Below are 18,022 nucleotides of genomic sequence, written 5' to 3' on the forward strand. Positions count from 1 at the left end.
CAGGCATGGGCGGGAAGGGCTGGGAGAATGAACCGACCGTTAGGAGGTCAAAGATGGTGATGCGAATATTGACCAACCTAGCCAGGTTCGCGGCCAGCTTCATGGCTGCCACCGTGCTGGTGTTCTTGTTCATGCGAGCGATCCCCGGGGACCCGGCACAGATTGCCCTTGGTGTGAACGCGACCCCCGAGCTCATCGCCAAGACCCGTGCCGAATTCGGTACGGATCAGCCCCTTCTCACCCAGTACTTGGACTGGGTGCGCGGGCTACCCTTCGGCGACTTCGGCACCTCCTACGTCACGCACCGCGACATCAGCCCCCTGGTGGCCGACCGGGTGCAGGTCTCGCTGATCCTGGTGGTACTGGCAATGCTGGCGGCCTTGATCATTGCCATCCCGCTCGGCACGCTGGCTGCGGTCCGCCACCGCAAGGCCTCCGGCGCCATCATTAGCGCCGTAAGCCAGCTGGGCATCGCCATCCCGGGGTTCCTGGCCGGAATCCTCCTCGTTCTGGTCTTCGCGCTCGGGCTGGGATGGTTCCCGGCCAACGGCTGGACCCCGCCGGGGCAGGACTTTGGCCAGTTCCTGTCAAGGGTGACTCTGCCGGTGCTTGCCCTTGCCGCCGTCCAAGGTGCCATCCTTACCCGGTACGTTCGGTCAGCCGTGCTGGAAGTGATGAGTGAGGACTATTTGCGCACCGCGCGTGCCAAGGGGTTGTCCCCGCTCGCGGCCCTACTTAAACATGGACTGCGCAACGCCGCGATCCCGGTCCTGACCGTCACCTCCGTTCAGCTGGCGGCATTGATCATCGGGGCGGTCGTGATCGAACGGGTCTTCGTCATTCCCGGGCTCGGATCGATGTTGCTGGATGCTGTCGGGAACCGCGACATGCTCACCGTCCAGTCAGTGGTGATGGTGCTGGTCGGCATCACCTTGGTCATCAACTTGTTCGTGGACGTGTTCTACTCCGTCCTGGATCCGCGCATTCGGAAATCGGCTTAGGGGAACGTCCATGGCAACCAAGATTTTGGCAGGCAAAGCAGCCAGGACCAGGCGCCCCTGGCGCGGGTCCATGCGCGTCGGGGCAGTGCTGGTGGGCGTTGTGGTCCTCGCCGCCCTAGTGTCCTACTTCTGGACCCCGTTCGATCCTACCCAGGCCTACCCAGTCGATCGCCTGCAGGGCCCGAGCCTCACCCACCTCATGGGCACCGACCGCTACGGCCGCGACGTGTTTTCCGGCATCCTCTACGGTGCCCGGATCACGCTTCTGGTCGGCGTGGTCGCCGTCGGCATTGCGCTGCTGGTGGGCACGCCGCTGGGCATTCTGGCCGGGATGAAACGCGGGGCAACCGAGGAAGTTAGCATGCGGTTCGCCGACATCCTGCTGGCCTTCCCTGCCCTGTTGCTGGCCATCATGTTCTCGGCGGTCTTCGGCGCCAGCACGGTGACCGCGATGATCGCCATCGGCATAGGATCAATCCCCGGGTTCGCCCGCGTCGCCCGTTCGGGCACGCTGCAAGTGATGAGCACCGAATACGTGCAGGCAGCCAAGGCGTCAAGCCAGCCGGCAATCCGGATCGCCCGGCGACACGTGCTCCCAAACATTGTGGGCATGGTGGTGGTCCAATGCTCGGTGACCTTTGCCCTGGCTGTGCTGGCCGAGGCCGCCCTGTCCTTCCTTGGTCTAGGTACCCCGCCGCCGATCCCAAGTTGGGGCCGGATGCTGCAGGAAGCCCAGCAGTATTTGGGTACATTCCCGCTGCTGGCCATCTGGCCGGGCATAGCGATTGCCATCGCCGTCATGGGCTTCAACATGCTCGGTGACGGCCTTCGTGACCGCTTTGACCCCAAACTAAACGGAGACCGCCCATGAGCGAGCTGACTGCCAACTTGCTCACCGTCCGGGATCTGAACGTAAAATTCGGCGCGTTCACGTTGGTGCATAATGTTTCGTTTGCAATGGCCCGCGGCGAGCGGATCGGACTGATCGGTGAATCAGGCTCCGGCAAATCACTGACAACCACCGCCCTGATGGGCCTGCTGCCGGAGGGGCTGTCTGCCTCCGGTTCCGTGCATCTTGACGGCCATCGCGAGAACTTCATTGGAGCCCCCGACGCCGCCATGCGCAAGATCCGCGGACGGGACATGACCATGGTGTTCCAAGAACCGCTCACGGCGCTTAACCCGCTCATGCGGGTGGGTGCCCAGGTGGCAGAAATCATGAGCGTGCACAAGACCGCGGCGTCCCGTCGTGAAGCGGGCGCCAAGGCGATCGCCATGCTCGCCTCGGTGAAGTTGCCGGATCCGGCCGAGGCCGCACGCGCCTATCCGCACCAGCTCTCCGGAGGCCAGCGACAACGCGTCATGCTGGCTATGGCACTGGCCAACGACCCAGCGCTGCTGCTGTGTGATGAGCCGACAACGGCCCTGGATGTGACGGTGCAGCGACAGGTGTTGGACCTTGTGCTCGAATCCGTGACGGAACGCGGCACCGGTCTGCTGTTCATCACCCACGATCTGGCGGTTGTCGCCAACATGTGCACCCGGGTCCTGGTCATGAACAATGGCACAGTTGTGGAAGAAGGACGCACCGAGGACATCTTCTCCCGTCCCCAGCACGCCTACACCCGCGGGCTGCTGGCCGCCAGCGACATGGAGGCCACGGACAATGACGGCCGCCTGTTCACGGTGACCTCCGCGGTGGGCTATGAGCCGTTGACGCCGGCGGCACTTGCCGCCCGCGCCGTCGCCAAGGAGAGTGCGGCTGCCCGGGCAGGCGCGCGGCTGCCCGTCGCGGACGCAGGGACGGAGCTCCAAGCCCCGGTCATTGCCGTGACGGGTCTGACCCGCACCTACCTTCGAGACCGGGCCACACTCTTCGCCAAGGCGCCCGAGGTCCATGCGCTCAAGGATGTCACCTTTGTGGTGCGCCCGGGAGAACGCCTTGGGGTGGTTGGCGAATCGGGTTCCGGTAAATCCACGTTGCTGCGCATACTGGCCGGTCTGGACCGGCCGTCGTCAGGTTCGGCCGTTGTCGCCGGCAACGAGGTCGCCGGCGCCACCGAACGCAGCCTGGTACAGCTGCGCCAGCAACTGCAGATTGTCTTTCAGGACCCGATGGGGTCCCTCAACCCGCGCATGCGGGTGCTGGAGATCATCACCGAACCCTTGCTGGTGCCCGGGCGCACCGAGACCGCCACGCAGCGCCGTGCCATGGCCGTGGCGATGCTGGACGCCGTGGGGTTGGGCCCGGAAACCCTGGACCGCTACCCGCACCAGTTCTCCGGGGGCCAGCGACAACGCATCTCGATCGCCCGGGCTCTTATCTGCCGGCCCCGTGTTCTGGTTGCCGACGAGCCGGTCTCCGCCCTGGATGTTTCGGTCCGGGCCCAGGTCCTGAACCTACTGGCGGACCTGGTGGATGAGTACCAGCTGACACTGGTGTTCGTCTCCCACGACTTGGCTGTGGTGCGTCACCTTTGCGACAAGGTGGTGGTCATGCGTGACGGGGAAATCGTCGAGGCAGGCGACACCGAGAGTATCTACCAGAATCCGCAACACCCTTATACCCAGAAGCTCGTGGCCAGTTCCATGAACTTGCGCGCCGAAGTGCTGGGCAAGGAACTTCTCGCTTCCCAGAGTGAATAAGATGCGCCCCGCGGCGCAAGATGAGGACCGTCCATGAGCCAGGACCTGTACGAACTTTCCGCCACAGAATTGTCTGCCTCGTACGCCGCCGGGCTGGACCCGCGCGAGGTTGCCGAGTCTGTGCTGGCCCGTATCGCGGACCGCGAGCCGGTACTGAACGCCTTTTATGTCCATGAGCCGGAGCAGGTTCGCCGTGATGCCGAGGCCTCGGCAAAGCGTTGGGCATCTGGAACGCAGCTTTCGGCGTTCGACGGAGTCCCTGCCACTGTGAAGGAAAACATCCCCCGCTCCGGAATTCCTGTCCCCTCCGGCACCGCGCTGGCGAACCCGCCGGTGTCAGCCGAGAACGCGCCGGTCACTGACCGGCTGCTGGAGGCTGGGCTCGTCCTGCTTGGATCCACCACCATGCCCGACTGGGGCATGCTTTCCTCGGGGGTGTCTTCCCGGCACGGGATCACCCGCAACGCCTTGGACCCGTCTCTGACCACGGGAGGCTCCAGCGCTGGTGCAGGCGCAGCGGCTGCCGCCGGATATGGCCCCCTCCATGTTGGCACCGACATTGGCGGCTCTATACGGCTCCCTGGCACGTGGGCCGGGCTGGTCACGTTGAAGCCTAGCGCCGGGCTGGTGCCCTTGCATGCACCCTATATGGGCCGGGCCGCCGGGCCGCTGACTCGCACGGCCGCTGACGCTGCCGCCCTCATGAGCGTGATTGCCCGCCCTGATATCCGCGACTATTCCACCCGCCCTTACCCGAGCATGGACTGGTTCAAGGGTCCAGCCAACCCGGCGGGGCTGCGCGTTGGATTGCAACTCGACGCCGGATCGGGCGCCGAGGTCGACCCCCAGATTGCGGCTGCGGTGCAGCGGGCAGCGGATCTCTTCGCGGCGGCTGGCGCTCACATCGTCGAACTGCGGCCGTTCATGAGCCAAGCTCAACTGGCCGGGATTGACGCTTTTTGGCGTACCCGATCCTGGGCGGATTACAGTGCGTTGGAGCCGGAACAGCGCGAGAACGTGCTGCCCTATATTGCCCGCTGGTGCGCCGGCGGCAAGGACTACGACGGCGTCGCCACCATGGTGCACTATAACCGGTTCGCGCAGGTGCAGCAGGAGACCATAGCGGCCACCCGGGACTATGACCTGGTGCTTTCACCGGTGGCGCCCATGGCGGCGTTTCCGGCCGAACAGCCCATGCCCGTGGACGATCCGGACTTGCCCATGGCACACATATCCTTCACCATGCCGTACAACATGTCGGGCCAGCCCGCGGCGACAGTCAACTGCGGCTTCATGCTGGACGGGCGGACCATCGGGCTGCAACTGGCCGGCCCCGTTGGCGCCGATGACAAGGTCCTGGCTGCGGCGGTTTGGTTTGAATCGGTGCGCGGGGACGCGGCCCTTGATTGGGCCCGCGTCCTCTAAACAGGGGCCGGAGGGTCAGGCCGGCGGCGTGAATCTACCGTCGATGGCGGTCCAACCGCCGTCGACGGTCAGCACCGATCCGGTCACGAAACTGGCGGCATCCGATGCCAGGAAGACGACGGCGCCTGCCAGTTCTTGAGGTCGCGACCAACGGCCGAGCGCGCTCTTGTTCGCATAGGCGTCGTACCATTGCGGATTTGCCTTAATTTGGGATGTCAGAGGTGTCTCCACCACGCCTGGGGCGATGGCATTCACCCGCACCCCTTGCGGGCCGAACTCGGCGGCCGCGGTGCGGATCAGCTGCACCAGCCCGGCCTTTGTGGCCGCGTATGCGCCTTGGCCGGGCTCCACCACGGTGGCCCGGATCGATGCGAAGCCGGTTATCGTTCCACCGCCGCGGGCCGCCATCTGGGGTCCGAAGGCGCGGATCAACCCAAATGATGCCCTCAGGTTCAGGTTCACGACCCGGTCGAATTCCTCCATGGTGTAATCGGCGATCCGCTTGCGAACATTGGTGGCGGCAGTGAAAACCAGTGAATCCAGATCGGGATGGGTGCCTGCCACGGCGTCCACGGCGTCGATGTCGGTGACGTCAAGTTCAAGGGCGGTGGCGGTGCCCCCGGCCAGAGCCGCAGTTTCTTGCGCGGCCTGGAGGTTGCGGTCGGCGCAGATGACATCGGCGCCTTGGGCTGCCAGGGCCAGGACGGATTCGCGGCCAATTCCGCTGCCGGCCCCGATCACCATGGCACGGCGTCCGTCCAGTCGGAAAAGCTGGGTGTAGTCGATGGGTGAATTCATGGTTGTTTCCTTGCGTCGATGCGGAGGGGTCGGGGCCTTAGGCCGGGCGGATCATGGCCATGCGGGTGGTGGTGAATTCTTCGATGGCCCAGCGCGGTCCCTCGCGGCCTATGCCTGAGTCCTTGACTCCGCCGTATGGCATGATGTCCGAGCGGAACCCGGGGATTTCGTTGACCACCACGCCTCCGACGTCGAGCCCGTTGATTGCTGCAAAGGCTGACGCGAGGGACCGCGTGTACACCGATGCCTGGAGGCCGTACCGGGAATCGTTGACCACCTCGATCGCCGCCCCTAGGGTCTCCACAGTCTCCAAGCAGACCACCGGACCGAAGATCTCCTGGCACCAGAGAGGCGAGGTGTGAGGAACGTTGGCGAGCACGGTCGGGTACACGAGGGTTGCAGGGTCCCCTGCGGGTGACCCCTGTGCAGTGCCAGCGGGGGCATTGGAGGCGACGATGCGGGCGCCCTGGGTGACGGCGTCGTCAATCCAGGAGGCGATTCGGGCGGCCGAGGCGGCGTTAATGACCGGGGCCACCCGGGTAGAGAGTTCACGGGGGTCGCCCACGATGACCTCCGGCAGCCGTGCCGCCAGTTTTCGGGTGAAGTCTGCGGCGACGGTCGGGAGCAGGAGCACACGTTGGACCGAGATACAGGCCTGCCCATTGGCATAGAAGCCTCCGCGGATGACAGCGTCCACGGCGGCGTCGACGTCCGCGTCATCATCGACGATAAGCCCCGTGTTGGAGCCCAGCTCCAGCACCACCTTCCGGGGTGCCGCGTCGCGGGCGATACGGTGGCCGACGGCGGCCGAGCCGGTGAAGGAGACGACTGCGGCACGGTGGTCCCTGACCAGGGTCTCGCCCACGTCGACGCCGCCGTTGACCAGCTGCACGGCGGCGCGGGGCAGGCCGTGAGCTGCTAGTACATCCCGGATCAGCTCGACCATCAGCAAGGTGGCCAGCGGAGTGTCCGGCGACGGCTTGATGATGATGGGGCAGCCAGCCGCCAGAGCCGGGGCGACCTTGTGGCTGGCCAGCAGCAACGGATAGTTGAAGCCGGCGATCCCGACCACCACACCGGCGGGGCGGCGGGTGTAGTAGCCGAGCATGCCCGCCCCGAGCGGCTGCAGGTCCAACGGCACGGTCTCCCCGGTCATCCGGGAGACCTCCTCGGCCGCGGCCGTCCAGGTGGCCAGTGTACGAGCTATTTCCACGGCACAGTCGATCACGGGTTTGCCTGTTTCCAACACCAGCAGACGCTGCAGTTCCGTGCAATTCGCGGCCAAGGCGTCGTGGATGTCTCCCAGCAGTGCCCGACGGGCGCCCGTGGTGGCCGCGGCCATTGCCGGCAGGACTGCGGCGGCCTCGTCCATGGCTCGTGCGGCACTGGAGGCGTCCCCGACAGGAGCCGTGCCTATGACCGATCCGTCGTAGGGGAAGAACACGTCGGCCTGGGCGACGGCTGGCACGCCATCGGTGCCGATGGGCTGATCGTGGCTCAGGAGTGCGGGGGAGACGGTGGAGGTGCTCATGGCAGTTCCTTTCCGGCGCCGCGGTGGTGCCGTGTGGGATGGGGCGGGTTGAGACACACCCTAGCCATGGAGTGGCCTTACCAGTAATATAAGCAGACTACTAGCGAAACATACGTGGAGGCAATGGATATGACGTCCGGAATGAATTTGACGACGCAACCGCGGCACTATCGGCTGGCCGTCGTGCCCGGGGACGGGATCGGCCCGGAGGTCACTGATTGCGCGCTGGCTGTGCTGGACGCCGCTGAGGGGTTGTTTGGATTCACGACCGGACGCGAACACGTGGCTGCGGGGGCAAAACACTATCTGGCCACCGGCGAATTGTTCAGCCCGGGGATTGCTACAAGGCTGCGGGGCAACGACGCAATTTTGTTTGGTTCCATGGGGGACCCCTCGGTGGCTCCTGGCATTCTGGAACGTGGCTTCATCCTGGCCATGCGTCAGGCGTTCCAGCAGGCCGTGAACCTGCGTCCGGTACGTTTGTATCCGGGTGTGAAGACGCCCATAGCCGGGCTAACCCCGGACCGCTGCGACCTGGTAATAGTGCGGGAGAACACCGAGGGCGCCTATGTGGGCCGCGGCTCGACCGTGCATGCCGGCACGCCCCATGCCGTGGCGATCCAGGAGTCGGTGAACACCCGTGTGGGCGTGGAACGCGTAGTGGACTATGCCTTCCGGCTGGCTGCCTCGCGCCGGGGGAAACTGACGCTTTGTCACAAGACCAACATCCTTGTGGAGGCCGGCAAAATGTGGCAGGACACGGTCAACGAATTGTCAGCGCGTTATCCCGACGTCGAGACTGACTACGTCCACGTGGACGCCATGTGTTTCCACCTGCCGACCGCCCCTGAACGCTTCGACGTCGTTGTTACCGACAACCTGTTCGGCGACATCATCACGGACCTTGGTGCGGTGATCCAGGGTGGCCTCGGAGTTGCTGCCAGCGCCAACATCAACCTCGACGGCAGCGCCCCCAGCATGTTTGAGGCGATCCACGGTTCGGCCCCGGACATCGCAGGCAAGGGCTACGCCAATCCGGCCGGCGCCATCTTGTCCCTGGCCATGTGCCTTGCCCACTTGGGCGAGGCCGAGGCCGCCCGGTCGATCGAATCCGCCGTGGTTGTGGTGCTGGGCACCATGGGCGGCCTCAGCGGACCTGCCATGGGTGGGAGCACGGCGCAGATTGGTGCACATGTGGCTGCCGCCCTGGCCGATGTGGCCGCCGGGCGATCCGCCCAGCTGGAGGGCATGTCGGTGATGGCGGGTATGCAGGCCGCCTCGGTGGCCTAGAACCCGCCGGCCCATCAGTACGGGAGGGGACTGGCGGGCCTGGCTGGAAGTGAACCATGCTACGAGCCCCGGTGTGCGGCTGGTGTTGCATAAAAAAGGCGGCGCCGTGACGGCCCTGAGCTACGCCGCGGCCCTGTGTTTCGGCTGGATTGACGGTGTGGCGGCCACGCGCGACGCCGGTCCTTCATACGCAGGTTCACGGCGCGCACCAAGGCCGACGGCCGGTGGGAAACCGCCTATCCTGGCCAGGGCGCCGCGGAAACCCCGCAAGACCTGGCGGACGCGATCGCCGGCAACGCGCAGGCGCAGGCCATGTCTGAGGTGCTCACCGCTGTCAACCGATACGCCCTGATTTAACGCACCACCACCGTCAGGACCCCGTCGGTGCGGGCCGCGAAAATCGAGGCGTTTGTCGCGATGCTGGCCGCTGGCCGGACCCCGTACCCGCAAAAGCGCCGCCCCTAAACCCGGCGTGTGAAATACCGCGCTACCAGCAAGCGGCGGGTGAACACTCGGGAAACGCTCGGGTAGCTCCGGGACAATGATCCGGTGCACGAATCCCTGAGCAACTTCATGAGCGTTCCCCCGCAACGCAGGTCCTACCTGCGCGCCGCCCTTCTGGTGCTCGGCGGTGGCGCGCTTTTTGCGTTGATCCTGCTGGCCGTCACCACGAAGACCGGCATTGCCGGCTGGGACCAGCCCGTCCACGATTGGTTCCTGGCCCAACGGTCGGGGTCCGTGACATGGCTGTGGGCGTCGGTCACCACGCTGTCCTCGCCCACCTACCTGAGTATCATCGGTGTGGTTTTTGCCGCGCTGTGGGCAGTGGTGCGTCGTGAAATCTGGCGCCCGGGCCTACTCATGGCGGCCATGGGGTTCACCGTTGCGTTCTCCTCCGTGATCAAGCACGCCGTGGCCCGTCCACGCCCGTCCACCGCTAACTTCATGCTGGGTCCCGACGACGCCTTTTCCTTCCCTTCAGGGCACACCCTGGGCACTGCCGTCTTCATCTTGTCTCTGGGCTACCTGCTGCTCTCGCGCCACAGCACCAAGGTCCGCCGGTCAGCTGTGGCGGCCGCCGCCGTCGTACTGATCCCGGCTGTGGCGATCAGCCGGCTTTACCTGGGCTATCACTGGCTCAGCGACGTCTGCGCCTCGGTAGCCTTGGCCATTGTTGTGCTGGGACTTCTTATGGCCGCTGACACGTGGCAGCCGCTGCAAAAATGGTCCAACGCTGCACAGCGGCGGAAAGTTGCGCAGGCGCCGGCCCCGTAAGGGCGGACGCGGTCTCCAGGACCAGAAGCGACGCCGTGGCCCGCGAATCCGCTGGAAGCCTGCCATCGTTCGCCACCAGCGCCAGGTACCGGCACAAGATCCCCGTGAACAGACTCCCGTCTGCGCCCTGCTCCAAGCGAATTCCTTGGCCGGGGACCGTGAGGTGGAGGACGACGGCGTCAATCAAGTCGGCCGCCTGTCTTACGTACCGTGGGTGGTCTAGTTGTAGCAGGGCCGCCAGAATGGGGCCCTGGTTGTAGGTGTAGATGGTGGTTTCCACCTCCCGGCCAGTGGCTGAGGGGTGGCTGCCATCCAGGTAGATGCCCTGTTCCGGGTCGAACAGTTCGGCGCGCAGCCAATCGATGAGGCCCTGCGCCCGGCCCATCTCGCCAATCCGGGCAAAGTGCAGTGCTGCGGACCCGTTGGCCGGGGTGTTCTTGAAGTCCCGTTTCCGCGACCAGTAGATACCCCCGCCCAGGACATCGTTCTGGGCGGCACGGAGTTGGCGCGTCAGCGATCCGACGGCGAAATCTGCCCAACGGCTAGGCTTGCCGGTGACGTCCCGGCAGAAGGCGCTGAGTCTGTCGCAGGCCAGGGCAAGCCACGCCATATCGTCGTAAAAGTAGTTGGGGAAACGGCCAAAGTTGCGCAGCAGGAGCCCACGCAGCAGTGCAGTAGCGCGGCGCAGCTCCGTCAGGGCGCCCCGGCCGTCGCCGTCGCGGAACGCGGCGATTCCGGCATCCACCACGGCGTCCAGGTAGTGCGCCTGCCACCAGTAGTGCCAGGGTGAGAACGGGGTGGTGATTCCCGTAGTGGGCGCCGCAACGGCGGCGATCCAGGTCCCCGGCAGGCCTAAGAGGCGGTGGCCAAAACGGACGTTCACCTCAGCTGCGGCACCTTGTGCAAGCGTGGCCCAGCGGTCCGTCGCCGGATAAGGCGTCGGGGCGTCCGCGCTTTCACTGTCCATGGCAACAAGCCTACTGTTCCCCCTGTACTTTGAGCGCCACATCACATTTTCAGTTAGTATTCGTTAACGCAAGTTTTCTGCTGGCCGGACCATTGTCCCGGCGGCCCTCAACGAGGAGGCACCATGGAAATTTCACACAACGGCACCGTCGCGCTCATCACCGGAGGCGCCTCCGGCCTGGGTGCCGCCACGGCGAGGAGGCTGCATGCGGCAGGGGCCGCCGTCGTGCTGGTGGACCTGCCCCAATCCAGCGGCGCGGAACTGGCCGCCGAGCTGGGGGAGCGGGCGGTCTTTGCTCCCGCGGACGTCACGAACGAGGAGCAGGTGCGGGCTGCAGTCGCCGCCGCGGCGGGGCTGGGCACCTTGCGCATCGTGGTCAACTGTGCGGGCATCGCCACACCGGGCAAGGTGCTGGGCCGCGAGGGCGTACTGCCCCTTGAACAGTTCAACCGGGTCATCCAAATCAACCTGATCGGCACCTTCAACGTTTTGCGCCTGTGCGCCGAGGCCATGGCGGCAGCGGAGCCGCTGGCTGGCGAGTACGGGGCAGAGCGCGGTGTCATTGTCAACACCGCATCCGTGGCGGCCTTCGACGGGCAGATCGGCCAACCAGCGTACGCCGCCTCCAAGGGTGCCGTGGCTGCCATGACCCTGCCGGTGGCACGGGAGTTGGCGCGCTCGCTGATCCGGGTCATGACCATTGCGCCGGGCATTTTTGAGACACCCATGCTGGCGGGGCTGCCGCAGGCCGCGCAGGATTCGCTGGGCCAACAGGTGCCGCACCCGTCCCGGCTGGGCAAGGCCACCGAGTACGCCGCCCTTGTGGAGCACATCGTGGCCAACGCCATGCTCAACGGCGAGACTATCCGCCTGGACGGCGCCATCCGGATGGCGCCAAAATGAGTGGCATGCCAGACCTGCCGGAAGCGGACTTTTATGACTACGAATCCCTGCTGACGCCCGTTGAGGCGGCCAAACTGGCCCAGCTGCGCGAATTTCTGGCCACCGAGGTTGCCCCGTACGCCACGGGCTGGTGGAACGAGGCGGAATTTCCCGCGCACATCCTGCCCAAGATCGCCGCCCTGAAACTGGCGGCCCCGGACCGCCGACAGTACAGCCACCTGTTCACCGGCTTGGTGGTTGCGGAGATGACCCGAACGGACACCTCGCTGGCCACGTTTTTCTTGGTGCACCACGACCTCTTTGTCCAGGCACTCACCGACTTCGGCTCCGAGGAACAACAAGCGCGTCTGCTCCCTGACGCGCTGGCCCTGCGCACCACCGGCGCCTTCGCCCTGACCGAACCGGAGCACGGCAGCGACGTGGCAGGCGGAATGCTCACCACCGCCTTGAAGGTCCAGGACGACGCCGGCACCCACTGGGTGCTCAACGGCGCCAAACGCTGGATTGGCAATGGGACGTTTTGCGAGAATATGTTGCTCTGGGCCAAGGACGTGAACAGCGGTGAGGTGCGCGGGTTCATTCTTGACGCCTCCTTGCCCGGGGTGACCCGCAGCAAGATCGAGCACAAGATCGCACTTCGGACGGTGCAAAACGCACACATCGTCCTGGCGAACGTGAAGGTTGCAGAAGCGGACCGGTTTGCCGGGATCGGCTCCTTCAGCGACACTAACAAGCTTCTGCGCAGCTCACGGATCTCAGTGGCTTGGCAGGCGGTGGGGCAGCAGCTGGCGGCCTTCGACGTGGCCCGGGCCTACGCCGTCGAACGCCTGCAATTCGGAAAACCTCTGGCGTCCTTCCAGCTCATCCAGGCCCAGTTGGTGAAAATTCTCGGCAACGCCACCGCCTCCATGGCCATGATGGTGCGCATTGCCGCCCTCCAGGACCGGGGGCGCGACGGCGATGCCACCATGGCGCAGGTGGCCCTGGCCAAGGCGCACACCACCGCGGCCATGCGAGAGAGCGTGTCGCTGGGCCGATCCATCCTGGGCGGCAACGGGATCGTGACCGATTACCGGATGGCGAAGATCTTTGCCGACGCTGAGGCGATCTACACCTACGAGGGCTCGCATGAGATCAACACGCTCATCACCGGGCGTGCCATCACAGGCATCTCCGCGATCGTGTAGGCGCAGGCTGCGCTACGACCTGCGCGGGTCGCGCTCGCCCGCCTCCATGGGCAGGTCCAGCCGGTTGGCCGGGACCGGGGCGGGGCAGGTGCCGAAGTCGGTGAAGGCGCTGGGGTAGTTGATGGCCCGGTTGAAGTCCACCACCACCGAGTTGTCCGGGCGGGGCTTGGTCAACTCCAGCTTGCGCCAGTGCGAGCTGGTGACGTTGTTGGTCTCGTCGAAGAACGTGAGGATGAGCGAGTCAAGGGGGCCTTCTTCTGCGGACAGGCGGTAGGTGGTGCCGAGGTGCTCAAACACCACGTCACCCACAAGCCGGGCGACGCCGGGAACCTCCGGGTTGGCCGTGGCGATGTCCACGCTGCGCGGCTCCGGGTAGCGTTCAAACACGCCGTCGAACACCACCTCGGGATTGTAGTCAAAGAACGGGACCCCCTGGAAATTGGTCAGCGTGGGTGAGGCCGAATCCCGGGTGCGGATCATGTAGCGGTTGGCACGCATCCCGAGCTCGACCACCACGGTGCCGCTGCGCACCCACATCAGCGAGTCCTCATTGGTCAGTGTGGCGGTGAGGGTGCCCAACACCGGCTCTCCACTGGAGACCAGCGCCAGGTTCTCCTCAGGTGCTGCGGTCAGTGACGCCGTCGTACTGGTGGCGCTCCAGAGTCCCGGAACTCCCTCCACGGGCGACGGCGTGGCGGGCAGCCAGTGGAACGAGGTCAAGGTGAGCCAGCCGTGATCGGCGGCGAGGGCGGCGGTGCGGCCGCTTCGGAAGCGGTCCCAGCGTTCGGTGAGGCGGGTGATTTCGGGGGTTTGCGTCGTCATGGTGCTCCTTGCGGCCGGGGTGTCCTTTTCCACTCTAGGCACAACGGGCGGGGACGGGCCCCTATTCCGCAGGCACGGCCGGATGGGAGGATAAGAGTATGGCAACAAACAACCACCTGAAAAAGGACATGGCACGTTTTGCGTTGGGGACCGTGACCCAGCTCGATCCTGAGCACACACAGCTGACCCTGACACGGGATTACGCGGCTCCCCCGGAACAAGTCTGGGCCATGCTGACCGAACCGGCGCAGACACAAAAGTGGTGGTGCAAGGTCCGCGGAACGGCCAGGACCGGATCCTCGTTTGACCTGAAATGGCTCAACGTCAAGGACGAAGGCCACGGCATTGAAACCGACTGGTGGAATGGGCGGGTCGTGGAAGCGCGCGAGCCGCATATCCTGGAGCTCAGCAACTCCATGCACGGCACCATCAAAGCGGAGTTATCCGCGCTGGGCACGGGCACGCGATTGGCTTTCACCAACACCATCAACGTGCCCGAAGAAGTCATCTTGATGTCGCTGGCCGGCTGGCACGTCCATTTGGACCACCTGCAGGAGGCGTTGGAAGGCAAAAGCGTTGACTGGCAGCACTGGTGGGACGACTTTTTCCCCTGCTGGGAGCAAGTCCACGGCGCCTATGTTGCGGCCCGGAGCTGACATTATTTGAGACCGATTCGCCCGCGTGTGCGCCTGCGACGTAGTATCCCTTTTGGCCCTAGTAGTGGCCCCACCGTATTCAGCGCCGCATACGAGCACCCCAGATTCACAGACCGTAAGGACGCTGACTCATGAGCTCAGAACTGCCCGCTACACCACAGCACACCGCTGTCTCAGACCCCGCCGAGGACAGTGACCTGCGCCGCGACGTCCGCCGCGTCAGCACGCTGCTAGGGGAATCCTTGGTCCGCCAGCACGGCCCCGAGCTGCTGGCCATGGTGGAGCAGGTCCGGTTGCTGACCAAGGAGTCCAAGGAGGCGGCGCGGGGGGAGAGCGGTACCGGCCCGTGGAGTGCCAACGACGTCGCCGAGCAGGTCCGCGAGGTCCTCGCCTCCCTGCCGCTGGAGCAGGCAACGGACCTGGTTCGCGCCTTTGCGTTTTACTTCCACCTGGCCAACGCCGCCGAGCAGGTGCACCGCGTGCGCAGCCTGCGCTCCCGCCCCGAGAAGGATGGCTGGCTGGCCAAGGCTGTCACCGAGATTGCCGAGAAAGCCGGCCCCGAGGCTCTGCAGCACGTCGTCAACGACCTGGACGTGCGCCCCATCTTCACCGCCCACCCCACGGAAGCCTCGCGGCGGTCGGTGCTGGATAAGATCCGCAAGCTCTCCGACATCCTGGCCACCCCGTCCGCTGAAGGCTCTAGCGCCCGCAGCCGCCAGGACCGCAAACTGGCCGAGATCATCGACCAGATGTGGCAGACGGATGAGCTGCGCAAGGTTCGCCCCACCCCCATGGATGAGGCCCGCAACGCCATTTACTATCTGCGAAACATCCTCACCGACGCCATGCCGGAGGTGCTCACCGAGCTCAGCGAGCTGCTGGGTGAGCATGGGGTCAGGCTGCCCGACGACGCCGCACCGCTACGCTTCGGCTCCTGGATTGGCGGGGACCGTGACGGCAACCCCAATGTCACCCCGGAAGTCACCCGCGAGGTTTTGGTGTTGCAAAATGCCAACGCCGTGAAGATCAGCATTGTGCTGCTCGACGAGCTCCTGACCATCCTCTCCAACTCCAGTTCCTTGTACGGGGCGGACCAAGAGCTGATGGATTCCATTGCCACCGACCTGGCCAACCTCCCCGGGATCGATCCGCGCATCCTGGAACTGAACGCCGATGAACCCTACCGCCTGAAGCTGACCTGCATCAAAGCCAAGCTGCTGAACACCCGCAAGCGCGTTGCCGCCGACGGCTACCATGAGCCCGGCCGCGACTACGCTTCCACGGCCGAGCTGGTGGCCGAACTTCAGCTGCTGGAAACCTCGCTGCGCAACAATTCGGCAGCCCTGGTGGCCGACGGCGCCCTGGCCTCCGTGCGCCGGGCCATCTCCTCCTTCGGCCTGCACCTGGCCACCCTGGACATCCGTGAGCATGCCGATTACCATCATGACGCCGTCGGGCAGCTCATGGACCGGGTGGGCGAATCAGCCATCCCGTACGGGGAGCTGGACCGTGCCGAGCGCCTGCTAGTGCTGAGCACCGAGCTGGCCAGCCACCGTCCGCTGTCCGGGCACCCCATCAAACTCGACGGCGCGGCGAACGGCACCTATGACGTCTTCCGTGTAGTGCGCCGCGCCTTGCGCACCTATGGCCCGGACGTCATCGAAACGTACATCATCTCCATGACCCGCGGGGCCGACGACGTCCTGGCGGCTGCCGTGCTGGCCCGCGAGGCCGGCCTGGTGCAGCTCACGGGTGAAAGCCGGTACGCGAAGATCGGGTTTGCCCCGCTGCTGGAAACCGTTGACGAGCTGCGCGCCTCCGCCCAGATCGTGGACCAGCTGCTCTCGGACCCGTCCTACCGCGAGCTGGTGCGCCTGCGCGGGAACGTGCAGGAGATCATGCTCGGCTACTCCGATTCCAACAAGGAATCCGGTGTCATGACCAGCCAGTGGGAGATCCACAAGACCCAGCGCAAGCTGCGTGACGTAGCCCTCAAACACGGTGTGAACGTGCGTATGTTCCACGGCCGCGGCGGCTCCGTGGGCCGTGGCGGCGGACCCACATATGACGCCATCATGGCCCAGCCCAACGGCGTCCTAGAAGGTGCCATCAAGTTCACCGAGCAGGGCGAGGTCATCTCCGACAAGTACTCCCTGCCGGAGCTGGCCCGGGAGAACCTGGAGTTGTCGCTGGCCGCCGTCATGCAGGGTTCGGCCCTGCATCAGGCCCCCCGCCACTCCGACGAGGACCTGAAACGCTATGGTGCGGTCATGGAGATTGTCTCCGACGCCGCTTTTGGCACGTACCGGACGCTGATCGACGACCAGGACCTGCCCGCCTACTTCTTGGCTTCCACCCCGGTGGAACAACTGGGCAGCCTGAACATCGGTTCACGCCCGTCCAAGCGCCCCGACTCCGGCTCAGGCCTGGGCGGGCTGCGCGCCATCCCGTGGGTGTTTGGCTGGACCCAGTCACGGCAGATCGTGCCCGGCTGGTTCGGTGTGGGCTCGGGGCTGAAGGCGGCCCGCGAGGCCGGCCGTGGTGAGGAACTCAAGGAGATGCTGGCCAACTGGCACTTCTTCTCCTCCACCATCTCGAACGTGGAGATGACGCTGGCCAAGACCGACATGGACATCGCGGCCCACTATGTGCGCACCCTGGTCCCGGCGGAGTTGACGCACCTGTTCGCCACGATCCGCGCCGAGTACATGCTCACCGTGGCAGAGATCCAAAACCTCACGGGGGAAGCTGGATTGTTGGATAACCAGCCGCTGCTCAAGCGTTCACTGAACGTGCGCGACCAGTACCTGGACCCGATCTCCTATCTGCAGGTGGAGCTGCTGCGCCGCGTCCGCGAGGCCGACATCACCAAGGCGGATGTGGATGAGCGCCTGCAACGCGCCATGCTCATCACCATCAACGGTGTGGCCGCCGGCCTGCGCAACACCGGGTAGTAACTCTCCTGACGGAAGGACTGGTTTGCTCGTAGGCTGCGTCAGGGAGACCGGAGGCCGCACGCGGCCGAGGATCAGAAAAGCAGCCGAGAGCATGCCGGTCCCTCCGTCAGCGCGTCGATAGTATGCCTGTCGATTCGTTTAGGCTGGAAGCATGCCTTCCTTCCGTGCCACCATCCAGATCACCGGCCTGCGCCCCGGCCACGCCCCTGCAGAAGTCATGGACATGGCGGTGGCGGCGGTGGCTGCCGCGCACGTGGTGGAGGCCAACCAGCTGGACATTGTTGCCGGGGTTCCGCGCATCACGGTGCGGTTCATGGTGGAGGCTTCCGAGTTCGACGCCGAGAACCTCCTTGCGCGCAAGGCGGCCGCTGCCATGGAGCACGGGGTCAACACCGTGGCTACCACCGGCGCAGTGCGCACCGCCCGCCGTTCGGCGGGAAAGTGGCTCCCGCTCTAAACCCTTTTTTGATTTGACGCAATTCACATTAATTTCACCGTGACGATAGTGGTCCTCGACACGCCTTACTTATGTAGGCGCCAAACGGCACCGAGCTTGAAGAAATA

At 65.3% G+C, this 18,022-nt stretch carries 15 protein-coding genes; 11 read left to right on the forward strand and 4 right to left on the reverse strand.

Going from position 1 to position 18,022, the window contains the following annotated elements:
* Positions 1-53: 53 nt before the first annotated feature.
* From AOC05_RS17730 to AOC05_RS17745, 4 genes are all read left to right on the forward strand, one after another.
* Positions 54-1,001 (forward strand): ABC transporter permease, encoded by a 948-nt coding sequence (locus AOC05_RS17730; protein ID WP_062008860.1) that lies wholly within the window; start codon positions 54-56, stop codon positions 999-1,001.
* A gap of 70 nt (positions 1,002-1,071) precedes the next feature.
* Complete coding sequence (locus AOC05_RS17735) at positions 1,072-1,872, forward strand: ABC transporter permease (RefSeq protein ID WP_186760130.1); 801 nt, start codon at positions 1,072-1,074, stop codon at positions 1,870-1,872.
* Entirely contained in the window at positions 1,869-3,647 is a 1,779-nt protein-coding gene (locus tag AOC05_RS17740; protein WP_062008864.1) for an ABC transporter ATP-binding protein, read from the forward strand. Before AOC05_RS17735 ends, AOC05_RS17740 begins: the two co-directional genes overlap by 4 nt.
* A 33-nt stretch (positions 3,648-3,680) precedes the next feature.
* Positions 3,681-5,072, forward strand: a complete 1,392-nt coding sequence (locus AOC05_RS17745) for an amidase (protein ID WP_062008866.1) — start codon at positions 3,681-3,683, stop codon at positions 5,070-5,072.
* 15 nt (positions 5,073-5,087) lie between these two features.
* On the opposite strand, the gene AOC05_RS17750 is transcribed toward AOC05_RS17745, so the two are convergent.
* Entirely contained in the window at positions 5,088-5,870 is a 783-nt protein-coding gene (locus AOC05_RS17750) for an SDR family NAD(P)-dependent oxidoreductase (RefSeq protein WP_062008868.1), read from the reverse strand.
* A gap of 37 nt (positions 5,871-5,907) precedes the next feature.
* Positions 5,908-7,401: an aldehyde dehydrogenase family protein gene (locus tag AOC05_RS17755; protein WP_082358066.1), complete on the reverse strand. Its 1,494-nt coding sequence runs from the start codon at positions 7,399-7,401 to the stop codon at positions 5,908-5,910.
* 141 nt (positions 7,402-7,542) lie between these two features.
* On the opposite strand from AOC05_RS17755, the gene AOC05_RS17760 reads away from it, so the two are divergent.
* Positions 7,543-8,691, forward strand: coding sequence for a 3-isopropylmalate dehydrogenase (locus AOC05_RS17760; RefSeq protein ID WP_230085425.1), 1,149 nt, complete (start codon positions 7,543-7,545; stop codon positions 8,689-8,691).
* A 573-nt stretch (positions 8,692-9,264) separates the two neighbouring features.
* Positions 9,265-9,966: a phosphatase PAP2 family protein gene (locus AOC05_RS17765; protein WP_186760091.1), complete on the forward strand. Its 702-nt coding sequence runs from the start codon at positions 9,265-9,267 to the stop codon at positions 9,964-9,966.
* Here the strand turns inward: AOC05_RS17765 and AOC05_RS17770 are convergent.
* Complete coding sequence (locus AOC05_RS17770; protein ID WP_082358248.1) at positions 9,881-10,933, reverse strand: glycoside hydrolase family 76 protein; 1,053 nt, start codon at positions 10,931-10,933, stop codon at positions 9,881-9,883. The genes AOC05_RS17765 and AOC05_RS17770 overlap by 86 nt on opposite strands.
* 123 nt (positions 10,934-11,056) lie before the next feature.
* Between AOC05_RS17770 and AOC05_RS17775 the strand changes: the two genes are divergently transcribed.
* Together AOC05_RS17775 and AOC05_RS17780 are read left to right on the forward strand one after the other, a co-directional pair.
* Positions 11,057-11,836 carry an SDR family NAD(P)-dependent oxidoreductase gene (locus AOC05_RS17775; RefSeq protein ID WP_062008875.1) on the forward strand — a complete coding sequence of 260 codons (780 nt, stop codon included), beginning with the start codon at positions 11,057-11,059 and terminating at the stop codon, positions 11,834-11,836.
* 5 nt (positions 11,837-11,841) lie between these two features.
* A complete protein-coding gene (locus AOC05_RS17780; protein ID WP_395939481.1) occupies positions 11,842-13,023 on the forward strand; it encodes an acyl-CoA dehydrogenase family protein in 1,182 nt (393 codons plus the stop codon).
* A gap of 12 nt (positions 13,024-13,035) precedes the next feature.
* Here AOC05_RS17780 and AOC05_RS17785 read toward each other — a convergent pair whose 3' ends face one another.
* Positions 13,036-13,845 carry a DUF1684 domain-containing protein gene (locus AOC05_RS17785; RefSeq protein ID WP_062008879.1) on the reverse strand — a complete coding sequence of 270 codons (810 nt, stop codon included), beginning with the start codon at positions 13,843-13,845 and terminating at the stop codon, positions 13,036-13,038.
* A 98-nt stretch (positions 13,846-13,943) separates the two neighbouring features.
* On the opposite strand from AOC05_RS17785, the gene AOC05_RS17790 reads away from it, so the two are divergent.
* The 3 genes from AOC05_RS17790 (at position 13,944) to AOC05_RS17800 (ending at position 17,915) form a co-directional block, all read left to right on the forward strand.
* A complete protein-coding gene (locus AOC05_RS17790; protein WP_062008881.1) occupies positions 13,944-14,501 on the forward strand; it encodes an SRPBCC domain-containing protein in 558 nt (185 codons plus the stop codon).
* Positions 14,502-14,632: 131 nt separating this feature from the next.
* Positions 14,633-17,455 carry a phosphoenolpyruvate carboxylase gene (gene ppc / locus AOC05_RS17795; RefSeq protein WP_062008884.1) on the forward strand — a complete coding sequence of 941 codons (2,823 nt, stop codon included), beginning with the start codon at positions 14,633-14,635 and terminating at the stop codon, positions 17,453-17,455.
* Positions 17,456-17,609: 154 nt separating this feature from the next.
* Positions 17,610-17,915, forward strand: coding sequence for a hypothetical protein (locus AOC05_RS17800; RefSeq protein ID WP_062008887.1), 306 nt, complete (start codon positions 17,610-17,612; stop codon positions 17,913-17,915).
* Positions 17,916-18,022: the final 107 nt, after the last annotated feature.

Source organism: Arthrobacter alpinus (genome assembly GCF_001294625.1).
Taxonomy (GTDB): Bacteria; Actinomycetota; Actinomycetes; order Actinomycetales; family Micrococcaceae; genus Specibacter; species Specibacter alpinus_A.

Coding starts and splice junctions, on each gene's coding strand:
- AOC05_RS17730 (WP_062008860.1), top strand. CDS start 54: ATGGTGATGCGAATATTGACCAACCTAGCCAGGTTCGCGGCCAGCTTC.
- AOC05_RS17735 (WP_186760130.1), top strand. CDS start 1,072: ATGCGCGTCGGGGCAGTGCTGGTGGGCGTTGTGGTCCTCGCCGCCCTA.
- AOC05_RS17740 (WP_062008864.1), top strand. CDS start 1,869: ATGAGCGAGCTGACTGCCAACTTGCTCACCGTCCGGGATCTGAACGTA.
- AOC05_RS17745 (WP_062008866.1), top strand. CDS start 3,681: ATGAGCCAGGACCTGTACGAACTTTCCGCCACAGAATTGTCTGCCTCG.
- AOC05_RS17750 (WP_062008868.1), bottom strand. CDS start 5,870: ATGAATTCACCCATCGACTACACCCAGCTTTTCCGACTGGACGGACGC.
- AOC05_RS17755 (WP_082358066.1), bottom strand. CDS start 7,401: ATGAGCACCTCCACCGTCTCCCCCGCACTCCTGAGCCACGATCAGCCC.
- AOC05_RS17760 (WP_230085425.1), top strand. CDS start 7,543: ATGAATTTGACGACGCAACCGCGGCACTATCGGCTGGCCGTCGTGCCC.
- AOC05_RS17765 (WP_186760091.1), top strand. CDS start 9,265: ATGAGCGTTCCCCCGCAACGCAGGTCCTACCTGCGCGCCGCCCTTCTG.
- AOC05_RS17770 (WP_082358248.1), bottom strand. CDS start 10,933: ATGGACAGTGAAAGCGCGGACGCCCCGACGCCTTATCCGGCGACGGAC.
- AOC05_RS17775 (WP_062008875.1), top strand. CDS start 11,057: ATGGAAATTTCACACAACGGCACCGTCGCGCTCATCACCGGAGGCGCC.
- AOC05_RS17780 (WP_395939481.1), top strand. CDS start 11,842: ATGCCAGACCTGCCGGAAGCGGACTTTTATGACTACGAATCCCTGCTG.
- AOC05_RS17785 (WP_062008879.1), bottom strand. CDS start 13,845: ATGACGACGCAAACCCCCGAAATCACCCGCCTCACCGAACGCTGGGAC.
- AOC05_RS17790 (WP_062008881.1), top strand. CDS start 13,944: ATGGCAACAAACAACCACCTGAAAAAGGACATGGCACGTTTTGCGTTG.
- ppc (WP_062008884.1), top strand. CDS start 14,633: ATGAGCTCAGAACTGCCCGCTACACCACAGCACACCGCTGTCTCAGAC.
- AOC05_RS17800 (WP_062008887.1), top strand. CDS start 17,610: ATGCCTTCCTTCCGTGCCACCATCCAGATCACCGGCCTGCGCCCCGGC.